The sequence below is a fragment of the Microbacterium sp. Y356 genome (assembly GCF_059445355.1).
The window spans coordinates 997,403-1,017,380 of the sequence record NZ_JCAIUE010000001.1; the positions used below are offsets into that span (position 1 = coordinate 997,403).

Annotated in this window: 19 protein-coding genes; 11 read left to right on the plus strand and 8 right to left on the minus strand. The window is 64.4% G+C overall.

Translation table 11 applies throughout. From position 1 onward, the window contains the following. Position 1: 1 nt before the first annotated feature. Together AC1C2Q_RS04805 and AC1C2Q_RS04810 are read right to left on the minus strand one after the other, a co-directional pair. Positions 2-436 (minus strand): molybdenum cofactor biosynthesis protein MoaE, encoded by a 435-nt coding sequence (locus AC1C2Q_RS04805; protein ID WP_495449200.1) that lies wholly within the window; start codon positions 434-436, stop codon positions 2-4. Beyond that, positions 433-912, minus strand: a complete 480-nt coding sequence (locus tag AC1C2Q_RS04810) for a MogA/MoaB family molybdenum cofactor biosynthesis protein (RefSeq protein WP_495449201.1) — start codon at positions 910-912, stop codon at positions 433-435. Before AC1C2Q_RS04810 ends, AC1C2Q_RS04805 begins: the two co-directional genes overlap by 4 nt. A gap of 123 nt (positions 913-1,035) precedes the next feature. On the opposite strand from AC1C2Q_RS04810, the gene AC1C2Q_RS04815 reads away from it, so the two are divergent. From AC1C2Q_RS04815 to narI, 5 genes are read left to right on the plus strand one after another with little or no spacing between them, the layout of a single operon-like run. Beyond that, positions 1,036-2,349 (plus strand): MFS transporter, encoded by a 1,314-nt coding sequence (locus AC1C2Q_RS04815; RefSeq protein WP_495449202.1) that lies wholly within the window; start codon positions 1,036-1,038, stop codon positions 2,347-2,349. Positions 2,350-2,369: 20 nt separating this feature from the next. Beyond that, the gene (locus AC1C2Q_RS04820; RefSeq protein ID WP_495449203.1) at positions 2,370-6,116 is read left to right on the plus strand and encodes a nitrate reductase subunit alpha; all 3,747 of its coding nucleotides are present in this window, start codon (positions 2,370-2,372) and stop codon (positions 6,114-6,116) included. Continuing rightward, positions 6,116-7,789: a nitrate reductase subunit beta gene (gene narH, locus AC1C2Q_RS04825; protein ID WP_495449204.1), complete on the plus strand. Its 1,674-nt coding sequence runs from the start codon at positions 6,116-6,118 to the stop codon at positions 7,787-7,789. Before AC1C2Q_RS04820 ends, narH begins: the two co-directional genes overlap by 1 nt. Beyond that, positions 7,786-8,481 carry a nitrate reductase molybdenum cofactor assembly chaperone gene (narJ, locus tag AC1C2Q_RS04830; protein ID WP_495449205.1) on the plus strand — a complete coding sequence of 232 codons (696 nt, stop codon included), beginning with the start codon at positions 7,786-7,788 and terminating at the stop codon, positions 8,479-8,481. Before narH ends, narJ begins: the two co-directional genes overlap by 4 nt. Before the next feature lie 5 nt (positions 8,482-8,486). After that, positions 8,487-9,236 (plus strand): respiratory nitrate reductase subunit gamma, encoded by a 750-nt coding sequence (gene narI, locus AC1C2Q_RS04835; protein ID WP_495450547.1) that lies wholly within the window; start codon positions 8,487-8,489, stop codon positions 9,234-9,236. Positions 9,237-9,250: 14 nt separating this feature from the next. Here the strand turns inward: narI and AC1C2Q_RS04840 are convergent, their stop codons facing one another. From AC1C2Q_RS04840 to AC1C2Q_RS04850, 3 genes are read right to left on the minus strand one after another with little or no spacing between them, the layout of a single operon-like run. After that, positions 9,251-9,928 carry a methionine ABC transporter permease gene (locus AC1C2Q_RS04840; protein WP_495429912.1) on the minus strand — a complete coding sequence of 226 codons (678 nt, stop codon included), beginning with the start codon at positions 9,926-9,928 and terminating at the stop codon, positions 9,251-9,253. Beyond that, complete coding sequence (locus AC1C2Q_RS04845) at positions 9,925-10,989, minus strand: methionine ABC transporter ATP-binding protein (RefSeq protein WP_495449206.1); 1,065 nt, start codon at positions 10,987-10,989, stop codon at positions 9,925-9,927. The genes AC1C2Q_RS04840 and AC1C2Q_RS04845 overlap by 4 nt, the downstream gene beginning before the upstream one ends. A gap of 34 nt (positions 10,990-11,023) precedes the next feature. Beyond that, on the minus strand, positions 11,024-11,950 hold the full coding sequence (locus AC1C2Q_RS04850) for a MetQ/NlpA family ABC transporter substrate-binding protein (protein ID WP_495429914.1): 927 nt from the start codon (positions 11,948-11,950) through the stop codon (positions 11,024-11,026). Between the two features lie 89 nt (positions 11,951-12,039). On the opposite strand from AC1C2Q_RS04850, the gene AC1C2Q_RS04855 reads away from it, so the two are divergent. Then, positions 12,040-13,353 carry a M20/M25/M40 family metallo-hydrolase gene (locus tag AC1C2Q_RS04855; protein ID WP_495449207.1) on the plus strand — a complete coding sequence of 438 codons (1,314 nt, stop codon included), beginning with the start codon at positions 12,040-12,042 and terminating at the stop codon, positions 13,351-13,353. 32 nt (positions 13,354-13,385) lie between these two features. Here AC1C2Q_RS04855 and AC1C2Q_RS04860 read toward each other — a convergent pair whose 3' ends face one another. Next, complete coding sequence (locus AC1C2Q_RS04860) at positions 13,386-13,757, minus strand: winged helix-turn-helix transcriptional regulator (protein ID WP_495429916.1); 372 nt, start codon at positions 13,755-13,757, stop codon at positions 13,386-13,388. A gap of 95 nt (positions 13,758-13,852) precedes the next feature. Here AC1C2Q_RS04860 and AC1C2Q_RS04865 point away from each other — a divergent pair, with 95 nt between their 5' ends. Further along, the gene (locus tag AC1C2Q_RS04865; protein WP_495449208.1) at positions 13,853-14,707 is read left to right on the plus strand and encodes an SDR family oxidoreductase; all 855 of its coding nucleotides are present in this window, start codon (positions 13,853-13,855) and stop codon (positions 14,705-14,707) included. An 82-nt stretch (positions 14,708-14,789) separates the two neighbouring features. Here the strand turns inward: AC1C2Q_RS04865 and rraA are convergent, their stop codons facing one another. Both rraA and AC1C2Q_RS04875 read right to left on the minus strand, forming a co-directional pair. Continuing rightward, positions 14,790-15,257 (minus strand): ribonuclease E activity regulator RraA, encoded by a 468-nt coding sequence (gene rraA, locus AC1C2Q_RS04870; RefSeq protein WP_495449209.1) that lies wholly within the window; start codon positions 15,255-15,257, stop codon positions 14,790-14,792. A 109-nt stretch (positions 15,258-15,366) separates the two neighbouring features. Next, positions 15,367-15,756, minus strand: a complete 390-nt coding sequence (locus AC1C2Q_RS04875; RefSeq protein WP_495429919.1) for an SHOCT domain-containing protein — start codon at positions 15,754-15,756, stop codon at positions 15,367-15,369. 213 nt (positions 15,757-15,969) lie between these two features. Between AC1C2Q_RS04875 and AC1C2Q_RS04880 the strand changes: the two genes are divergently transcribed. The 4 genes from AC1C2Q_RS04880 to AC1C2Q_RS04895 all read left to right on the plus strand — a co-directional run bounded on the left by AC1C2Q_RS04880 (position 15,970) and on the right by AC1C2Q_RS04895 (position 19,778). Then, positions 15,970-16,179 (plus strand): heavy-metal-associated domain-containing protein, encoded by a 210-nt coding sequence (locus AC1C2Q_RS04880; RefSeq protein ID WP_495449210.1) that lies wholly within the window; start codon positions 15,970-15,972, stop codon positions 16,177-16,179. 13 nt (positions 16,180-16,192) lie between these two features. Then, on the plus strand, positions 16,193-18,448 hold the full coding sequence (locus AC1C2Q_RS04885; RefSeq protein ID WP_495449211.1) for a heavy metal translocating P-type ATPase: 2,256 nt from the start codon (positions 16,193-16,195) through the stop codon (positions 18,446-18,448). A gap of 112 nt (positions 18,449-18,560) precedes the next feature. Then, positions 18,561-19,319 carry a hypothetical protein gene (locus tag AC1C2Q_RS04890; RefSeq protein WP_495449212.1) on the plus strand — a complete coding sequence of 253 codons (759 nt, stop codon included), beginning with the start codon at positions 18,561-18,563 and terminating at the stop codon, positions 19,317-19,319. Between the two features lie 132 nt (positions 19,320-19,451). Beyond that, complete coding sequence (locus AC1C2Q_RS04895; RefSeq protein WP_495449213.1) at positions 19,452-19,778, plus strand: DUF7882 family protein; 327 nt, start codon at positions 19,452-19,454, stop codon at positions 19,776-19,778. Positions 19,779-19,978: the final 200 nt, after the last annotated feature.

Here is a 19,978-nt window from a genome sequence, read left to right on the forward strand (position 1 = left end):
GCTAGCCGCCGAGCCCTATCCAGGCAGTGGTGCCGTCGGCCTCAACCTGGCGCTTCCACACCGGCAAATCGACCTTGATCGCCTCGATAATCGTGCGGCACACGTCAAATGCCTCGGCCCGGTGAGCTGAAGCGACCGCAATGACGACGGCGGCTTCGCCTACGTTCAGCCGACCGATCCGATGACCTACCGCGACGATCGCAGTGCTCCCCGCCTCCCCCGACCGCTCTGCGAGCGCGCGCAGCGCCTGTTCGGCATCCGGATGTGAGGAGTATTCCAACGCCACAACCTCGCCCGCGGCATCCGGATCGTGATCTCGCACTCGACCAACGAAAGTCGTGGTCGCCCCGGCACGAGGGTCATCCACCGCGTCGAGATACTCCTGCAGGTTCAGCGGCTCGGCGCTGATTCGAGCAATGCGTACATCGGCGCTCATGCGTGGTCTCCTCCTGCAAGCTGGTCGATGACGTGGCCGGCGATCGACACGATCACCGGCATCCCGGATGCAACGGCGGCCGGAGATCCGGGAAGATTGACGATCAGCGCCTGGTCTGTCACCCCGGCGAGACCCCGCGTCAGCATGCCCGCTGGTTTCTCTTCCGCGCCGCGTCGTCGTAGCTCTTCGGCGATTCCCGGAACCTCGTGCGTGAGAACACGCGCGGTGCCCTCTGGGGTTTCATCGCGCGGCGAGACTCCGGTGCCCCCAGTCGTGACGATCAGACGCGCGCCGGCCGCGAGAGCCGCCCGCAACGCCCGCTCGACGCTGTCGGCGCCGTCGGCCACGACGATCGCGTCCTCGACGGTGAATCCCGCTGCGCGGAGAGCCTGCACCGCAAGCGGTCCGGCACTGTCTGCGCGCGTCCCCGAGGCTGCTCGATCGGAGACGGTGATGACTGCTGCGGGGCGCTGCACTCCTTCAGCCTAAACCGGATCTTCGACACATTGTCCAGCTTTGCTCTGTTGCTCGACGCGGTATACCGCTACCGTCCTGGTCTAAGGGCAGTTATCAAAAGCGCGCAGCTAGAGGAGACCGCGATGACTTCACCAGTGGGCTCAGCACTGAAGTCTGATCTGTCCAACTGGGATCCGGAGAATCCTTCGACCTGGGACCCCAAGCGCGCATGGGGCACGCTGATCATCACGACCTACGCGATGTTCATCAGCTTCGCCACCTGGTATGTGGTCAGCGCCGTCGCTCCTCGGCTGAACGACGTCGGATTCGCACTCGACTCGCAGCAGCTGTACTGGATCGTCGCCGTTCCTGGCCTCTCCGCAGGGCTGCTGCGTATGGTCTTCATGTTCCTTCCACCCGTGCTGGGCTCGCGCGTGCTCGTGGTGCTGTCGTCATTGCTCCTTCTGATCCCTCTGATCGGTTGGACACTCGTCGTGCGCAACACCGACACACCGTTCTGGGTACTCATCGCCCTGGCGTTCAGCGCCGGCGTCGGCGGCGGCACGTTCTCTGGATTCATGCCGTCGACCAGCTACTTCTTTCCGAAGCGACTGAGCGGCACTGCCCTCGGGCTGCAGGCGGGGCTCGGCAGCTTCGGCATCTCCTTCGTGCAGCTGCTGACGCCGTGGATCGTGGGTTTCGGCCTGTTCGGCACCGCCGCGATCACCCCCTCCACCGACGCGACCGGCCAATTCATCTGGTTGCACAACGGCGGACTCGTCCTGGTGCCGTGGGTGCTCGTGGCAGCCGTTGCGGCCTTTCTGTACATTCGGCGTGTGCCGGTGACGGCAAACTTCCGCGAGCAACTCGACATCTTCCGCCTCAAGCACCTGTGGATCCAGACCACCCTCTATGTCATGGGCTTCGGCTTGTTCTCCGGGCTCGCAGCGCAGACCGCGCTGATGATCAACGACATCTACGGCGACTTCGACAACCCACCGAACGCCATGCTCTACATCTTCATCGGCCCGGCTCTCGGCGCGGGCGTGCGTGCCATCTGCGGGCCGTTGGGCGACAGATTCGGCGGCGGCATCTTCACATTGATCGGCGCCATCGGCATGCTCGCCGGGTGTGTCATGACGCTGTTCTTCTTGTCGCCGACCGAAGTTTCGCAGTTCTCGGGCTTCCTGACCGGCATCCTGATCATCTTCTTCTTCTCTGGCCTGGTCAACGCCGGAACGTTCAAGCAGATGCCGACGATCTTCCCCAAGCGGCAGGCAGGTGGAGCCATCGGCTGGACTTCGTCGGTCGCCGCGTTCGGCCCGTTCTTCGTGGGCGTACTCCTATCCACGATCGGCGTCATGCCGTTCTTCATCTGGTCTACCTTCCTGTGCGTGGTGTGCGTATGGCTGACCTGGCATTACTACGTGCGCCCCGGCGCCGAAGCGAAAAGCTGATTCGAGCAGAAGGAAGTGCAATGACGCCCAACACTCGTGCCATCCACCCCGCGACCGACGGGCCGCTCGCTGATTCGCTGCTGAACATGGGACGATTCTTCCGTCGTGGCGAGGTCTCCGAAGATCTGCGGGCGCTGTTCCTGGAAGGTGGGCGTTCCGGAGACTCCTTCTACCGCGACCGCTGGTCGCACGACAAGGTCGTCCGTTCCACTCACGGGGTGAACTGCACAGGATCGTGCTCGTGGAAGGTGTACGTCAAGGACGGCATCATCACCTGGGAGACCCAGCAGACCGACTACCCATCGGTCGGGCCCGACTCCCCCGAATACGAGCCGCGCGGCTGCCCCCGCGGCGCTGCCTTCAGTTGGTACACCTACTCGCCGACGCGCGTGCGCTACCCGTACATCCGCGACACTCTGGCCGAACTGTACCGTTCAGCGAAGGCCGTACACCCCGACCCAGTGGACGCCTGGGCTTCGATCGTGGACGACCCGGAAGCATCCCGCGCCTACAAGAGCGCGCGGGGCAAGGGCGGACTCGTGCGCACCACCTGGGACGAGGCAATGGAGATCGCGGCTGCCGCACACGTGCACACGGTGAAGAAGTACGGGCCGGATCGCATCGCCGGGTTCTCACCGATCCCGGCGATGTCGATGGTGTCGCATGGCGCGGGGACCCGGTTCATGAATCTGCTCGGCGGCACCATGCTGTCGTTCTACGACTGGTACGCCGACCTGCCGGTCGCCAGCCCTCAGGTGTTCGGCGATCAGACCGATGTGCCGGAGTCCGCGGACTGGTGGAACGCCGGATACCTCATGATGTGGGGATCCAATGTGCCGGTCACCCGCACGCCGGACGCGCATTTCATGACGGAGGCGCGCTACCGAGGGCAGAAGGTCATCACGGTCTCGCCCGACTACACCGACAACACCAAGTTCGCCGATGAATGGGTGGCCCCGCACCCCGGCACCGATGCCGCCCTCGCCCTCGCGATGGGTCACGTCATCCTCACCGAGCACTACGTCCACAAGCGCACACCGCGCTTCGAGGACTACATGCAGCGCTATACCGACTCGCCCTACCTGGTCACGCTGGAACAGAACGGCGACGCCCTGGTGCCTGGCAAGTTCCTCACCGCGAGCGATCTGACCGGAACGGATGCCGCCACTGCGGCGCGCGCGGATTTCAAGACCGTCATGCTCGACCAGAACGGCGACCCGTTCGTCCCGAATGGGTCGCTGGGGCACCGTTTCACCGCGGAGGATGAGGGCCATTGGAACCTCGATCTCGGCGACGTCGTGCCCCCGCTGTCGCTGCGCGATCTCGCCGACACCACGGAGTCGGCCGAGATCCTCCTGCCGCGATTCGATCTCGCCCCCGAAGCCGGCGGCGAGCATGCCGGCGGTTCTGGCGTCGTCGCACGTGGCGTGCCGGTCAGGCACGTCGCCGGGCGCCTGGTGACCACAGTGTTCGATCTGCTGCTCGCCCAGTACGGGGTGGGCCGCGAAGGCCTGCCGGGTCAGTGGCCGACGGGCTACGACGACACGTCGACCCCTGGTACTCCCGCCTGGCAGGAGGAGATCACCTCCGTTCCGGCAGCACAGGCAACCCGCATCGCCCGCGAATTCGCCGACAACGCCGACCGCTCCGGTGGTCGTTCGATGATCCTCATGGGTGCCGGCACCAACCACTGGTTCCATTCCGACACGATCTATCGCACGTTCCTGGCGCTGACCACGATGACCGGATGCCAGGGGGTCAACGGTGGCGGCTGGGCGCACTACGTAGGTCAGGAGAAGGTGCGCCCGATCACGGGCTACTCGCAGTACGCGACAGCGGGCGATTGGAATCGCCCTCCGCGTCAGCACATCGGCACTGCGTTCTGGTATCTCGCGACCGACCAGTGGAGGTACGACGGTCTACCTGCCGACCAACTCGCATCCCCTCTCTCACGCGGCTCCTTCGCGGGGCGTACCACCGCCGACTGCCTGGTCGACTCGGTCAAGCGCGGCTGGATGCCGTCGTATCCCACGTTCAACCGCAATCCGCTCGACCTGTGCGACGAGGCCGAAGCCGCGGGCAAGGAGCCAGCGCAGTACATCGTCGACAGCCTCACCGACGGCTCTCTGGAGTATGCGGTCGAGGATCCGGATGCTCCGGAGAACTTCCCGCGCATCGTGACGATCTGGCGTGCGAACATCCTCGGATCCTCCGGCAAGGGCAACGAGTACTTCCTCAAGCACCTGCTGGGAACCGACTCCGCGGTTCGCGCACCCGAGACGGCGGACGGGTTCCGCCCGCGCGACGTGCGCTGGCGCGACGATGCTCCGACCGGCAAGCTCGACCTGCTGATGACGGCCGATTTCCGGATGACCAGCACGACGCTGTTCAGCGACCTCGTGCTGCCGGCGGCGACCTGGTACGAGAAGTACGACCTGTCCTCGACCGACATGCACCCATTCGTGCACGCGTTCAGCCCCGCGATCAAGCCGCCGTGGCAGACCCGCACCGACTATGACCTGTTCGGTACTCTTGCCCGGCGCTTCAGCGAACTTGCCCGCACCCACCTCGGTGCGCGGCGCGACATCGTCGCATCGCCCCTGCAGCACGACACACCGGATGCCATGTCCACACCGCACGGCGTGGTCCGCGACGGCCTGCCACTAGTGCCGGGCGAGACGATGGCCAAGCTCATCGTCGTCGAACGTGACTATGCGAACCTCTACGAACGCTGGAAGACGCTCGGGCCGCTGACGTCGAAGCTCGGGATGACCACCAAGGCCATCACCTACCGACCGGACAAAGAGATCGAACTACTCAGCGCAGTCAACGGCACAGCGAAGACCGGCCCGTACGTGGGTTCAGTGCTGCTGGACACCGACAAAAGCGTGTGCGAGATGATCCTGGCGTTCTCCGGCACGACGAACGGCCGTCTGGCGGTGCAGGGGTTCAAGGAACTCGAGAAGCGCACCGGACAGAAGTTGGCGTTCCTCGCCGAGGATCACGAGGGCTCCCGGATCACGTTCACCGATGTACAGGTGCAGCCGCGCAGCGTGATCACTTCGCCGGAGTGGTCGGGGTCAGAGCACGGCGGACGGCGCTACACCGCGTTCGCCGTGAATGTCGAGAATCTGAAGCCGTGGCACACGCTCACGGGGCGCCAGCACTTCTTTCTCGACCATGACTGGATGGAGGACCTCGGAGAGAATCTGCCGATCTTCAGGCCGCCGCTGGACATGCATCGTCTGTTTAACGACACCAAGCTCGGCACCACCAAGCGGCTGGGCGGTCCTGATGCCGTCGCGCAGGCGGAGGTGACGGTGCGCTACCTGACGCCGCACTCCAAGTGGTCTATCCACTCCGAATACCAGGACAACCTCTTCATGCTGTCGCTGTCTCGCGGCGGCCCCACTATCTGGATGAGCCCGCTGGATGCACAAAAGATTGGCGTCCGCGACAACGAGTGGATCGAGTCCTACAACCGCAACGGCGTCGTGGTGGCTCGAGCAATCGTCTCTCACCGGATGCCAGAGGGGACGGTGTACATGTACCACGCGAAGGACCGCACGATAGATGTCCCGATCGCCGAGACCAGCGGCCAGCGCGGCGGCATCCACAACTCGTTGACCCGAATCCTGCTCAAGCCCAGCCATCTCATCGGCGGCTACGCCCAGCTCGCGTGGGCGTTCAACTATCTCGGACCGACCGGCAATCAGCGTGATGAGATCACCACGATCCGTCGCCGCAACCAGGAGGTGCAGTACTGATGAAGGTCATGGCGCAGATGTCGATGGTGATGAACCTCGACAAGTGCATCGGATGCCACACGTGCTCCGTCACGTGCAAGCAGGCATGGACGAACCGGACCGGAGTCGAATACGTCTGGTTCAACAACGTCGAGACCAGGCCAGGGGTCGGGTACCCGCGTGGGTACGAGGACCAGGAGAAGTGGGGCGGCGGCTGGGTGCGCACCAAGCGCGGCCGGTTGAAGCTGCGCAGCGGCGGCAGGCTCGCCAAGCTCGCACGCATCTTCTCCAACCCGAACCTCCCGGAGATCAACGACTACTACGAGCCATGGACTTACGACTACGACATGCTCCTGAACGCTCCGAAGGGCGAGCAGACTCCGGTGGCCCGTCCGAAGAGCCTGCTCACCGGCAAGGACATGAAGATTTCCTGGTCCGCGAACTGGGACGATAACCTCGGCGGCTCCTTGGAGACGATGAAGGATGACCCCATCCTGAAGAAGATGAGCGAGCAGGTGGAGGCCGAGTTCGAGAAGGCCTTCATGTTCTACCTGCCCCGAATCTGCGAGCACTGCCTCAACCCCTCGTGCGTCGCATCCTGTCCCTCCGGTGCGATGTACAAGCGCGCGGAGGACGGCATCGTTCTGGTCGATCAGGACGCCTGCCGCGGATGGCGGATGTGCGTCTCCGGATGCCCCTACAAGAAGGTGTACTTCAATCACCGCACCGGCAAGGCTGAGAAGTGCACGATGTGCTACCCGCGCATCGAGGTGGGGCTGCCCACCGTGTGCTCGGAGACGTGCGTCGGACGACTGCGCTACCTCGGCCTCGTCCTGTACGACGCGGATCGAGTCGCCGAAGCGGCGAGCGTCCCGGACGCAGACCTGCTGCAGGCGCAGCGGGACATCATCCTCGACCCGCACGACCCCGCCGTAATTGAGGCGGCACGGCGCGACGGCATCCAAGAGGACTGGATCGAGGCGGCCCAGAAAAGCCCGATCTGGCGGCTGATGCAGTACGAAGTGGCGCTTCCGCTGCACCCGGAATACCGGACGATGCCGATGGTTTGGTATATCCCGCCGTTGTCGCCGGTGGTCGACGTGATCACCGGCTCGGGTAGTGACGGTGAGGATGCTCGCACGCTGTTCGCGGCGATCGACAAGCTCCGCATCCCGATCGGCTATCTGGCCGAAATGTTCACGGCGGGCGATGTCGCGCCGGTCGATAAGGCGCTGCGCACGCTTGCCGCCATGCGGTCGTACATGCGCGGGATCAGCATCGACGATGAGCGCGATGAGAGCATCGCGAACGCGGTGGGTATGTCGGGTCAGGAGATGGAGGAGATGTACCGGCTGCTCGCGATCGCGAAGTATGAGGAACGATATGTCATCCCTTCCGCTCACACCGAGCTGGCGCATGATCTCGAGGAGATGGCGTGCTCGCTGGACTTCGAGGATGGTCCGGGGATGGGCGGGGCCGGTCCGTTCGGCTCATCCAGCGGCAAGTCGGTTCCGGTGGCTGTGGAGAACTTCCACATCCTCTCGGATCGGCAGACCGCCGATCGTCCGTCAAGCCCAGGGCGCGTGAATCTGCTCAACTGGGACGGCAACGGCTCGGCCGGGCTGTTCCCGCCGGGGGCGAAGGACAATGCGACCGATTCCGCCGATTCGACGCCGACGAAGGACGGATCATGAGCACGAGCTTCGTGCGAGTCACGCCCCGCCGACGGGTGCCAGCGAATCTGGCATCGCTGTCGCTGACATCCGAGCAGCGGGCGCGCACGCACATGCTCGTCTCGTTGCTGCTGGACTATCCGGATCCGGAGTGGTTCGCACGGTCCGACATACTGCGATCGCAGTTTGTCGGGCTCCCCGCTGCGCTGGCCGTGCTTTTCGAGGCGTTCCTCGCCGAAGCCGAGCTCGCCGGCCCGACCGAGTGGCAGCGGCAGTATGTGACGACGTTCGATCTCAAGCGCAAATGCAGCCTGTACCTCAGCTACTACGCCACCGGTGACACCCGGCGGCGCGGTGTCGCGCTGGTGACGTTCCTGGAGGCGTACCGCGCGGCGGGCTACGAATTCGACGCCGACGATCTGCCGGACTATCTGCCGGCCGTGCTGGAGTTCTCGGCGCGTTCATCCTCGCCGGTCGCCGATGCGCTGATCTCCTCGCATCGCGAGGGCGTCGAAGTGCTGCGTGCGGCGCTGGAAGGGATGGACAGTCCGTGGGCACCGCTGATCCGGGCCATCACACTGTCACTGCCGCCGATCGACGCACGGACCCGCGATCGCTATCTCGAGCTGATCAACGAGGGCCCACCAAGCGAGACCGTGGGACTGAGCTTTCTCGGCAATCTTCCGCCCTTCAGCCCTAGGGAGAACTCGTGAGTGCACTGCAGGCGATCCTCTGGGTCGCGATCCCCTATGCGGCGATCGCCGTATTCATCGTCGGTCACATCTGGCGCTACCGCTACGACAAGTTCGGCTGGACGACGCGGTCCAGTCAGACCTACGAGAACCGCCTGCTGCGTTGGGGGTCGCCGATGTTTCATCTCGGCATCCTCATGGTCATCGCCGGGCACGCCGTCGGGCTCCTCATCCCCCGCGAATGGCTGTATGCGATCGGGATCACCGAAGAGATGTACCACATCGGCGCGACCGTACTCGGGACTGCGGCGGCCGCACTTACGCTGCTCGGGCTGGCGGTTCTGATCTACCGCCGCCGCACCGTCGGCCCGGTGTTTCTCGCCACCACCGTGATGGACAAGGTGATGTATGTCTTCCTCGGCGCCACACTGCTTTTCGGCACCGCGGCGACCGTAGTGCACCAGGTGTTCGGCGGCGGCTTCCACTACCGCGAGACGATATCGCCGTGGATCCGCAGCATCCTGTTCTTCCAGCCGCAGCCCGAACTCATGGCGCACGTTCCGCTGCTGTTTCAGATGCACGTCCTGACGGCGTTCGCGTTGTTCGCTCTGTGGCCGTTCACGCGCCTCGTGCACGTGTTCTCGGCACCGGTCGGATACCTGTTCCGCCCGTACATCGTCTACCGCACTCGCGACCAGGTTCGGGGCGGCCGGGCACCGCGTCCAGGGTGGGAGCCCGTGGAGCAGCCCGACCCGGAGCGGCTGCGCAAACTGTAGGAGGCGCGCGGCACCTACCGCCGCAGCACCCGCTGCGCGAGCCAGTTGCCGAAGATCTGACCCACCTGCACGATGACGATGATGATCGCCACCGTGACCCAGGTCGCCTGTGCATCGAACTGGTTGTAGCCGTAAATGATGGCGAAGTTTCCGAGCCCACCGCCGCCGATGTAGCCGGCCATCGCCGACATGTCGACCACCGCGATGAACATGAAGGTGTAGCCGAGGATCAGGGGTGCAAGCGCCTCAGGGATTACGACGCCGAACAGGATCGAGAATCGCTTGGCACCGATGGCCAGAGCCGCCTCTACGACACCTGGGTCAACGGCGACGAGGTTCTGCTCGACAACGCGGCCGATGACCACAGCGGCCATGATCGTCATCGGCACGATTGCGGCCGTTGTACCGAGGGTGGTGCCCGCGACCACCTTGGTGACCGGGCCCACCGCGGTGAGGAAGATGATGAACGGGATGGGCCGGATGAGGTTGATCACCAGGTTCATTACGTTGAAGACGGCCCTGTTCGCGAACAGGTTGCCTGGGCGTGTGGCGTACAGCACCGCGCCGATCAGGAGGCCGGCGACGCCACCGATGAGGAGAGTGACGGCGACCATGTAGATGGTCTCCTGAATTGATTCCAGGAGCACAGGCGTCAGCGAATCCCAGTTCGCTAGGGGGTGGAAGCCGGTCATGCGTCCGCCTCCGTTCCGGATGCCTGCACCGCAGTGGACGCATCCGTCAGAACCTGCGCCCTGGTGTGCGCCGAGAGCTCGACGACGGCCGCAGCGACGGCATCCGCTCCGGCTTGCAGGCGATAAGTAAGTGTTCCGAGCTGCCGACCGCGGATGTCGGTCACTCCGCCGAACACCACCGCACGACGCACGCTGTGCTTTTCGAACACCTCGTCGATGTCTTCACTGGTGAACTCATTGACGTCGACACTGAGCAGGGTTCCCCCGCCGACGCGCAGAGCGTCCAGGGTGTCGCCAGCCGGCACGCCCTGCGTGACGGCTGCGACGAAGCGCTCGGTGAGTGCCGCACGCGGATGCGCGAACACTCGGTACGTGTCGCCGGCATCGACGACCCTGCCACCGTCCATCACCACGACCTGATCGCACAGCTCGTGCACGACCGAGATCTGGTGGGTGATGACGACGATCGTGATGCCGAGTCGACGGTTGATCTCCTTCAGCAGCGCCAGAACCTCGCCGGTGGTCTGCGGGTCGAGGGCGCTGGTGGCCTCGTCGGCGAGCAGGAGCTCCGGGTTCGCGGCAATCGCACGGGCGATACCGACGCGTTGCTTCTGTCCGCCTGACAGTGCGCGGGGATAGCGATCCGCCTTGTCACCGATGCCGACGAAGTCGAGCAGTTCGGTCACGCGAGGTCCGATGTCGGCGCGGTTCCACCCAGCGACCTTGAGCGGATACGCGACGTTGCCGCGCACGGTGCGGGCGTTAAAGAGGTTGAACTGCTGGAAGATCATGCCGATACGGCCGCGTAGCGAGCGCAGTTCGGTCTCGGACGCGTTTCCGACATCCGTCCCGAGCACATTCACCGTGCCGCCAGTGGGCTTCTCCAGCCCGTTGATCAAGCGGACGAGGGTGGATTTCCCTGCCCCGGAATACCCGATGACGCCGACGATGGAGCCCGCCTGGACTTCAAGGTCGACGTCTTCGAGAGCGTCGACGACGGGCCCCCTCCGCGTTCCGGGGAACGCTTTGGAGACAGAATCGAACGTGATGATGTTTGTCATGGGCCCGTCGTCGTGCGAATCAGTGCGGGTCGATCTACTTCGCGTCGCGAAGCAGATCTTCGAGGCGAGTGAGCTCAGTCTGCAGGTCTTCGGCAGTCCAGTCGCCCTTGAATTGCAGGTTGCCCTGATTCAGCTCGGTGACTGCGGCCTCGACCTCGGTCGAGTGGTACGCCTCGATCAGCTTCTCCCAGCGAGGGTCGTCCTTGTTCTCGTCCTTCACGACGAAGGCGTTGATGTACGGCGCGAGCTCTGGGTTGTCCAGGTCTTCTTTGAAGATGATCAGCTCGTCGCCGAGCCCGCCCTTCTGTGCCTGCGTGTTGTTGACGATGGCGGCCTGAGCACTGCCGTCCTTGAGTGCGGTGACCGTCTGGTTCGTATCGACCGGCAGGATCTCGACCTTGCTGGAGGTGATGTCAGCCTCGGTCGAGAAGGCGTCGCCGCCGTCCTCGAGTTCGAGCAGCCCTGCACGCTGCAGGTTCAGCAGGGCGCGGGCGAGGTTGGTCGGGTTGTTCGGCAGGGCAACGGTGGAGCCTTCAGGGAGGTCGGCAACGTCGGTGTACTCCTGGGAGTACAGCGCGAGCGGGTACACGGCGGTGGCGCCGATCGGCACGAGCGTGCCGCCGCTGTTCACGTTGAAGTCAGACAGGAAGATGAGGTGCTGGAACAGGTTCACGTCCAGCTCGCCATCCTGCACGCCCTGGTTCAGCTGCACGGCGTCGGTGATGGTGCGCACCTCGAGCTCGATGCCCTCTTCTGCCAGTTTGTCCTTCAGGATCGTCCAGTGCTCTTCGGTGCCATCGTCGGCTCCGAGCACGATCTTGGTCTCGTCGGCATTGCCAGCATTGCCGCCATCAGCGGTGTCTTCGCCTCCCGCGCAGGCCGCCATCGACAGAGTCAGCGCGCCGGCCGCCAGCACGCCGAGAACGGACAGAAAATTCTTCTTCACACGGGAGTTGTTCACGAGAGTGAGTGAACCACGTGAACACCCGAGTCTCCGATTCGAGAAGTAACCGCGCGTAATGCACACGGCATCCGCCATACGCTGAGGTGGTGACCCACAGCCTGCTGGAAGAAGAAGCGCTCCGCTTCGTCCGCGATCTCATCCGGATCGAGAGCGTCAACACCGGCGACCTCGAGACGATCGGCGACGGCGAGACTCGCGCGGCGCGCTTCGTGCAGGCTGCGCTGGAGGAAGTGGGAATCGAGACGACATTCGTCGAGCCGATCCTCGGACGCGGCAGCGTGATCGCGCGCATCGTCGGCAGCGAAGCGGATGCCGCGGCGCTGATCGTGCACGCCCACCTCGATGTCGTTCCGGTCAACGCTGAGGATTGGACCCATCCGCCATTCGGCGCCGACATCGAAGACGGCCTGCTGTACGGGCGCGGCGCGGTCGACATGAAGAACTTCGCCGGCGTCATCCTCGCAGTGGCACGGCATTTCGCGCGTTCCGGCATCCGCCCTCGTCGGGATCTGATCTTCGCGTTCCTCGCAGATGAAGAGAGCGGCGGCGTGTGGGGTGCATCCTGGCTGGTCGACAACCGGCCCGAGCTGTTCGCCGGGGCAAGCGAAGCGATCAGCGAGGTCGGTGGGTTCTCGGTGCCGTTGGCCGAGGGCCGCCGCGCGTATCTGCTCGCGACCGCAGAGAAGGGCGTCGGCAGCGTCAAGCTGACTGCACGTGGTGAGGCCGGGCACGCATCACGGCCGCTCCCGAGCGATCCTGTGCCGCAGCTCGCTGGCGCCGTGGCCCGCATCGGCGCGCACCGCTTCCCGGTGGTGCGCACGCCCGCATTGGAACGGTTCCTCGAAGTGTTCGGCGCCGCCCGCGGGGTCGAGTTCACCGACGAGAACCTGGATGCGGAGCTCGAAGATCTCGGATTCGTGGGACGCGTAATCGCCGCCGCGGCGCGGAACACCGCGGCACCGACCGTGCTGCGTGCCGGGGACAAGAGCAACATCATCCCCGGTAGCGCACACGCGACGCTGGATATCCGGGCGCTGCCCGATGGCGAAGCTGCCCTGCGCGAGGGCATCGAGACGCTCGCCGGAGACACGGTCGAAGTGTCCTGGCAGCGGATGATCTCCCCGATTGATGCACCGATCGACGGCCCGTTCATCGATGTGATCTCCGCAGCCATCGGCGCCGAAGACCCCGATGGTGTCGTCGTGCCCTATCTGCTGCCGGCTTCGACCGACAACAAGCACTTCGCCCGTCTGGGTGTGAACGGATACGGTTTCGTGCCGCTGCGGGTGCCCGACGACTTCGATGTGTACGGCCAGTTCCACGCCGCCGACGAGCGTGTCCCGGTGGAGAGTTTGTACTTCAGCGCGCGCACAACGGCCCGGATTCTGCGCACGGCCTGAGCACGGCCTGAGCCCGGCCTGCGCACGGCCGTTCAGGCCTCGTCGCGTCCCAGCATCCCGTCGGCGTTGTCGGCGACCCACGCGACCATTGGCAGCATCCGCTCCATGAGATCTCGTCCGAGCGGCGTGAGGCTGTATTCGACGTGCGGTGGCACCTGGGGAAGCGACTCCCGATGCACGAGACCGTCATCTGCGAGAGTGCGCAATGTGGAGGCGAGCATCTTTTCGCTGATGCCGCCGATAGTGCGGCGCAGCTCACCCCAGCGATGGGTGCCGTCAGACAGGCAGGCCAGCACGAGCACACCCCACTTGCTCATGACGTGGTCGAGGATGATCCGGGTGCCACAGCCCTCGTCGAAGACGTTGGGAGTTTTCTCCTGAATCTGCGCAAAACTAACGGTCATGTGGGTACCTTACTTCAAAGTGGGTACCACTGGATCGGAAGGTTATCGGTGCGCAGCGAGTTGTCCCCGATGATCTTCCCCACGAAAGGACCCACATGAACATTCTCATCACCGGTGCGACCGGACAGCTCGGCCGCCTCGTCATCGACAGCCTCCTCACCCGCGGCGCAGATCCGGCGTCGATCGTGGCCGGAGCCCGCGACCTCACAAAGGCGTCCGACCTCGCCGATCGCGGAGTGCGCGTCGTCACGCTGGACTACAACGACGCCGCCACGGTCACGACGGCCGTTGAAGGCGTCGATGCCGTGCTGCTGATCTCCGGTTCGGAGCTCGGCGCTCGCGTGGCGCAGCACCAGACCGTGGTGGATGCCGCGAAGGCAGCCGGTGTCGCGAAGCTCGTCTACACGAGTCTGCCGAATGCCACCACCAGCACTCTGCCGATCGCACCGGAGCACAAGGCGACCGAAGAGTTCATCGCGGCATCCGGCGTTCCCGCAGTGATCCTGCGCAACAACTGGTACACCGAGAACTACGCGCGCGACTTCGCCCAGGTCAGCGCATCCGGGGTGCTCGCGGCGAGTGTCGGTGACGGCAAGGTCGCATCGGCCAGCCGCCGCGACTTCGCAGATGCCGCGGCCGTCGTCCTGCTTGAGGAAGGCCACATCGGAGAGGTGTACGAGCTCGCCGGCGACACCGCCTGGGACTACACCGAGCTGGCAGCCACGCTTACCGAGGTACTAGGCCAGCCTGTGCAATACCAGTCGCTGTCGGCCGAAGAGCACGCCGCCGCGCTCGAATCTGCCGGGTCGGATGCCGGGTTCGCGGCCTTCATGACGGGTCTGGATGCTGGCATCCGCGCCGGTGGACTCTCCGACACCGATGGCACGCTGTCCCGACTCATCGGCCGTCCGACCACTCCGCTGCTGGACGGCCTGCGCGCGATCGCCTGATCCTGCACCCCGGCCTTCCCGTCGCGATTTCTGTCGCTTGAGCCACGCTTGGGCGACAGAAATCGCGACTGGAAGCAAGCCGTCACCGCTCGATGAGGATGCCGTCCTCGTCGCTGTACAGATGAGCGCCCACTCGGAAGAGCACTCCCGCGAACGAGATGTCGACATCGACCTCACCGGCGCCGAGCTTGGCACTCTTGCGCGGGTTCGTTCCGAGCGCCTTCACGCCGAGATCGAGGCCGTCGATCGCGACGCTGTCGCGAATCGCGCCGTTGATGACAACGCCTGCCCAGCCATTCGCGACAGCGGATTCGGCGATCAGGTCGCCCATCAGTGCTGTCTGCAGCGAAGAACCCCCATCGACGACGAGCACGGCTCCGTCGCCGGGCGTCGCCAACATCGACTTCACGAGCGCGTTGTCTTCCAGGCAGCGAATCGTGCGGATGCGGCCGTCGAACGCGGCCTTGCGTCCGAACGAGCGAAACTGCACCGGCAAGGATTGGATGCTCTCTTCGAGCTCGTCATAGAGATCGGCGGTAGAGATGGGCATGGGAGTTCCTCTCGTCGCAGCAGTGCGGACATCGTCTCATGGCCCGATTCCCTGGGCACACGAAAAAGGCCCCCGACCGAAGTCGGGAGCCTCTTGTCAGGCGATGAAGTCAGCTCTTCGCGAGCGCCGTCGCCTTCAGTTGGGCGAACTCGTCAGCGGTGATCGTCCCCGCGTCGAGCAGTTCCTTGGCGCGAGCGATGTCCTCGACCGGGTTGCCCGCGACGGTACGGATGTAGCGGTCCGCTGCATCCTTGGCGGCTTGCTGCTGAGCAGCCGCACGCTCGCTCATGCCGCGTCCACGGAAGATGAGGTAGGCGAGAGCGGTGAGCAACGGCAGGAAGATCAGGAAGATCAACCAGATTGCCTTGGCGACGCCGTTGAGCTTGTGGTCGCGGAACAGGTCGCTGATGATCGAGAAAAGTGCCATCAGGTAGGCGATGAAGACCGTGAAGGTCAGCGCCCACAGCAGCACATCCCAGATTGCAGACCAGAAAGACATGAGTTTGACCCTTCGTCAGTGATTGATGGGGCTAATTCCGCGAACTATGCCCCGCTGAAGTATGGCGGAAGACGCATACACGCGTCCAGAGCCACGCCAGCCGTCATTCACCAGAAGAAATGACTCGGCAACGTCTTCAGGAATACCCCCCTGGGGTATTCTGTTACTCTGAGTGAACGCCCATCCGGGGCGTTCAAGCGAGAGGATCAAGACATGAGCACCACCGAATACCAGGTGACCGGAATGACCTGCGGCCACTGCGAGATGTCCGTCCGCGAAGAGGTCAGCCAGATCGCAGGAGTAGAAGGCATCGAGGTCAGCGCCAAGACCGGCAAGCTCGTCGTGACGGCAGACGCTCCTCTCGCCGATGCCGACGTGCTGGCGGCCGTCGATGAGGCGGGCTACTCCGCCGTCCGCGCCTGAGCCGACGACGATCATGAAGGTGTCGACCGCCGCGGACTTCGCCGATTCGAGCGTCGAGCTCGAAATCGGCGGGATGACCTGCGCTTCTTGCGCGACGCGTATCGAACGGAAGCTGAACAAGCTTGATGGCGTCGCAGCCACCGTCAACTACGCGACCGAGAAAGCGAAGGTGAGGGTGCCGTCGGGCTATGACTCCACTGCCCTCATTGCCGAGGTCGAGAAGGCGGGATACACCGCGACGCTGCCCGCGCCTCGTAACGCGAAGGATGCCCCGGCGAGCGACGCCGACCCCGAGCTCACTTCACTGCGCCAGCGGCTGATCATCTCGATCATTCTGACTGTGCCGGTCATCCTGATGGCGATGGTTCCTCTGCTGCAGTTCACCTATTGGCAGTGGGCGTCGCTGGCGCTGGCCGCGCCCGTGATCGTCTGGGGTGCGTGGCCTTTCCACAAGGCCGCCTGGACAAATCTGAAGCACGGCGCAGCCACCATGGACACGCTCATCTCGATGGGCACCCTCGCGGCATTCTTCTGGTCCCTGTACGCGCTCTTCTTCGGCACCGCCGGGATGCCAGGGATGACACACGGCTTCGAGTTCAGCCTCTCCCGCTCTGACGGCGCGGCGAACATCTATCTCGAGGTCGGCGCCGGGGTGACGATGTTCATCCTCGCCGGTCGCTACTTCGAGAAGCGTGCCAAGCGTCAAGCCGGTGCGGCGCTGCGCGCGCTACTCGAGCTCGGCGCGAAGGACGTCTCTGTGCTGCGCGACGGAGTCGAGATTCTCGTGCCGATCGAGGAACTGCACGTCGGCGACGAGTTCCTCGTTCGTCCTGGCGAGAAGATCGCCACCGACGGCGTCGTGACCTCTGGCGTATCGGCCGTGGATGCCTCGATGCTCACGGGCGAATCTGTTCCCGTTGAGGTCACCGTGGGTGATGTCGTAACCGGAGCAACCGTCAATGCCAGCGGACGACTTGTGGTGCGCGCGACAAGGATCGGCTCTGACACGCAGCTCGCGCAGATGGCAACACTCGTCGAGGAGGCACAGACCGGCAAGGCTGAGGTCCAGCGCCTCGCCGATCGAATCTCGGGCGTCTTCGTGCCGATCGTCATTGCGATCGCGATCGTTGCTCTCGCCGGATGGCTGCTGGCGGGCTTCCCCGTTGCCGCCGCCTTCACCGCAGCCGTTGCGGTGCTGGTGATCGCCTGCCCATGTGCGCTGGGACTCGCGACCCCGACCGCCCTTCTCGTCGGCACCGGACGCGGCGCGCAGATGGGCATTCTCATCAAGGGCCCTGAGGTACTCGAGTCCACCCGCAAGGTCGACACGATCGTGCTCGACAAGACCGGAACCGTCACGACAGGCAAGATGACGCTCGTCGACGTGGTTGCCGAGGTCGGTACGGATGCCGATGAGCTGCTGCGCCTGGCGGGAGCGCTGGAGGATGCATCCGAGCATCCGATTGCTCAGGCCATTGCGAAGGCCGCGGTCTCGAAGACCGGCTCGCTGGCAACGGTCACCGATTTCGCAAACATCGAGGGCAAGGGCGTGCAGGGCGTCATCGACGGGCACAGCGTCATTGTCGGTCGCGATTCGCTGCTGGCCGACTGGTCACTCGCTCTGTCGCCGGTTGTCTCCGACGCCAAGGCTGCCGCCGAACGCGAAGGCAAGACCGTCGTCGCTGTTGGATGGGACGGGGCTGCCCGCGGCATCCTGATTATCGCAGACACCGTCAAGCCGACCAGCGCCGAGGGGATCGCGCAGATGAAGAAGCTCGGCCTCTCCCCCGTGCTGCTGACGGGAGACAACGAAGCTGTCGCCCGCCGGATCGCCGCAGAGGTCGGGATCGACGAGGTCATCGCCGAGGTTCTGCCGAGGGACAAGGTCGAGGTCGTCAAGCGCCTGCAGGCCGAGGGCAAGGTCGTCGCGATGGTCGGCGATGGTGTGAATGATGCTCCGGCGCTGGCTCAGGCTGACCTCGGTCTGGCCATGGGAACCGGTACGGACGTCGCGATCGAAGCATCCGATATCGCACTCGTCCGCGGTGACCTACGCAGCGCGGTCGACGCGATCCGGCTGTCTCGCAAGACGCTCGGAACGATCAAGTCGAACCTGTTCTGGGCCTTCGCCTACAACGTCGCCGCGATCCCGATCGCCGCGCTCGGAATGCTGAACCCGATGCTCGCCGGCGCGGCCATGGCCCTGTCGAGCGTGTTCGTGGTGGGCAACAGCCTGAGGTTGCGCGGGTTCAAGAGCACCGCGAAGTAGCGCGCCGCGCGACGGGTGCCCTACGCGGCGATCCCACATGTTGGGGGCAGGGCACTTCTGGATGACCTCCCATCTGGCCCCAGGGCGAGTACCGTGGGATCGGGAGGACACTATGGACAGTGTTCGCAATCTCGTGACTGAAGCGGAGATTCGCTCTGAGCTCGAACCCGGCAATACGGAGCGCTTCGCCGGGTACGCACTCATGAGCCTGCCTTTCAGCTCCGGCTACGTGCTGGGTCTCCGCCGGTTCCCCGTCACCTCGATCGGCCCGGGGTATACGTCTGTCTGGCTGCGCACTCCTGCGGATGCCTGGACTATCTACACCACCGTCAATGCGACCGTCTCCTGCCCCCGCTACTTCGGGCGAGCGCTGGAGTCCACCTCCGTTCACAGGATCGATGTCGAATGGGTCGGCGAGCGCACCTCCATCGTGACCATCGGCGACGAGGTCGATCTCCGCTGGTCGGTCACGCTCGCCGCCACGCCTATGACGCGGATTATGTCCCGCGTCGCCAGTTCGCTACCTGCTCGTTTCTGGCAGAGCGAACGGTTCCTCTCCGCACTGGGCGCAGTCGCTGGCCCGTCGCTCCGGGCCGGGCGGATCGGAATGACGGGGAAGACTCCGAACGAACAGCTGTTCAAAGCACGCCTCCGACGAATGTGGATCGTCGATACGTCGCAGGCATCCATCCGCGGCGAGGATCTCGGCGTGATCGAACCATTGCCTCGGCAAACCAGACTCGGTGACTTCTGGATGCCGCAGCGCGGGATTTTCATGATCGGAGGCGCTGCATTCGATCCTCTGGAAGCAGGGGTCGATCTGCCGACGACCAAGGGCCCCTCCCCCGGTGCCCCCGAGGACACTGAATAGATACTCGAGGTTGAGACCACCGACGATGAAGGCAGGCCGCTCGAAAACCCGTCGGGAGGCTGAACAACGACCGCGCCCCCGCCAGCCTCGTCTATTTTGGAGTCTTTCATCGTTGCCGGGGTACGGTTCACTATGGGGATTTTGAGATATGACGGAACGTCGGAACCTATTGAGATCGATGACGCGACGCTCGCTCATCTGAAGATCATTGTTGGGACGAAGCTCCGGCGGCAAGAGAGCTTCATGATGACGTGGCTTCCCGTCGCCGGAGATCAGCGACGGGCAACGATCTGGATTCATCCGGCGATCCCGCTTCAGTTCCTTTTCGACGAGGCGGCCTCGCCAACCATCGAGCCGGACCGCATCGAGGAACTTATGACGCGACTGAATGCCACAGGCGAACTCGTTATCGATGAGCTCACTAGTCGCAACCGCGCCGCTGGTCACGACCCGCGCTGATCTGACGCACCTAAAGCCGCCCCCTAGCCTTCGGGCCGGGTGGGGGTCTTCGTCGGTTTAGAGCCCGTTACGCCGATGAGGTACACGACCAAACTGTTTGATTCTTCAAAGCGGGTTTCGTAAAATGGTCTCGACGCCTGATGGGTGGACGCACCTGCCGAGCGGGTGAGATTGTCCGCTCACCCTTGTCCCGCTCGATC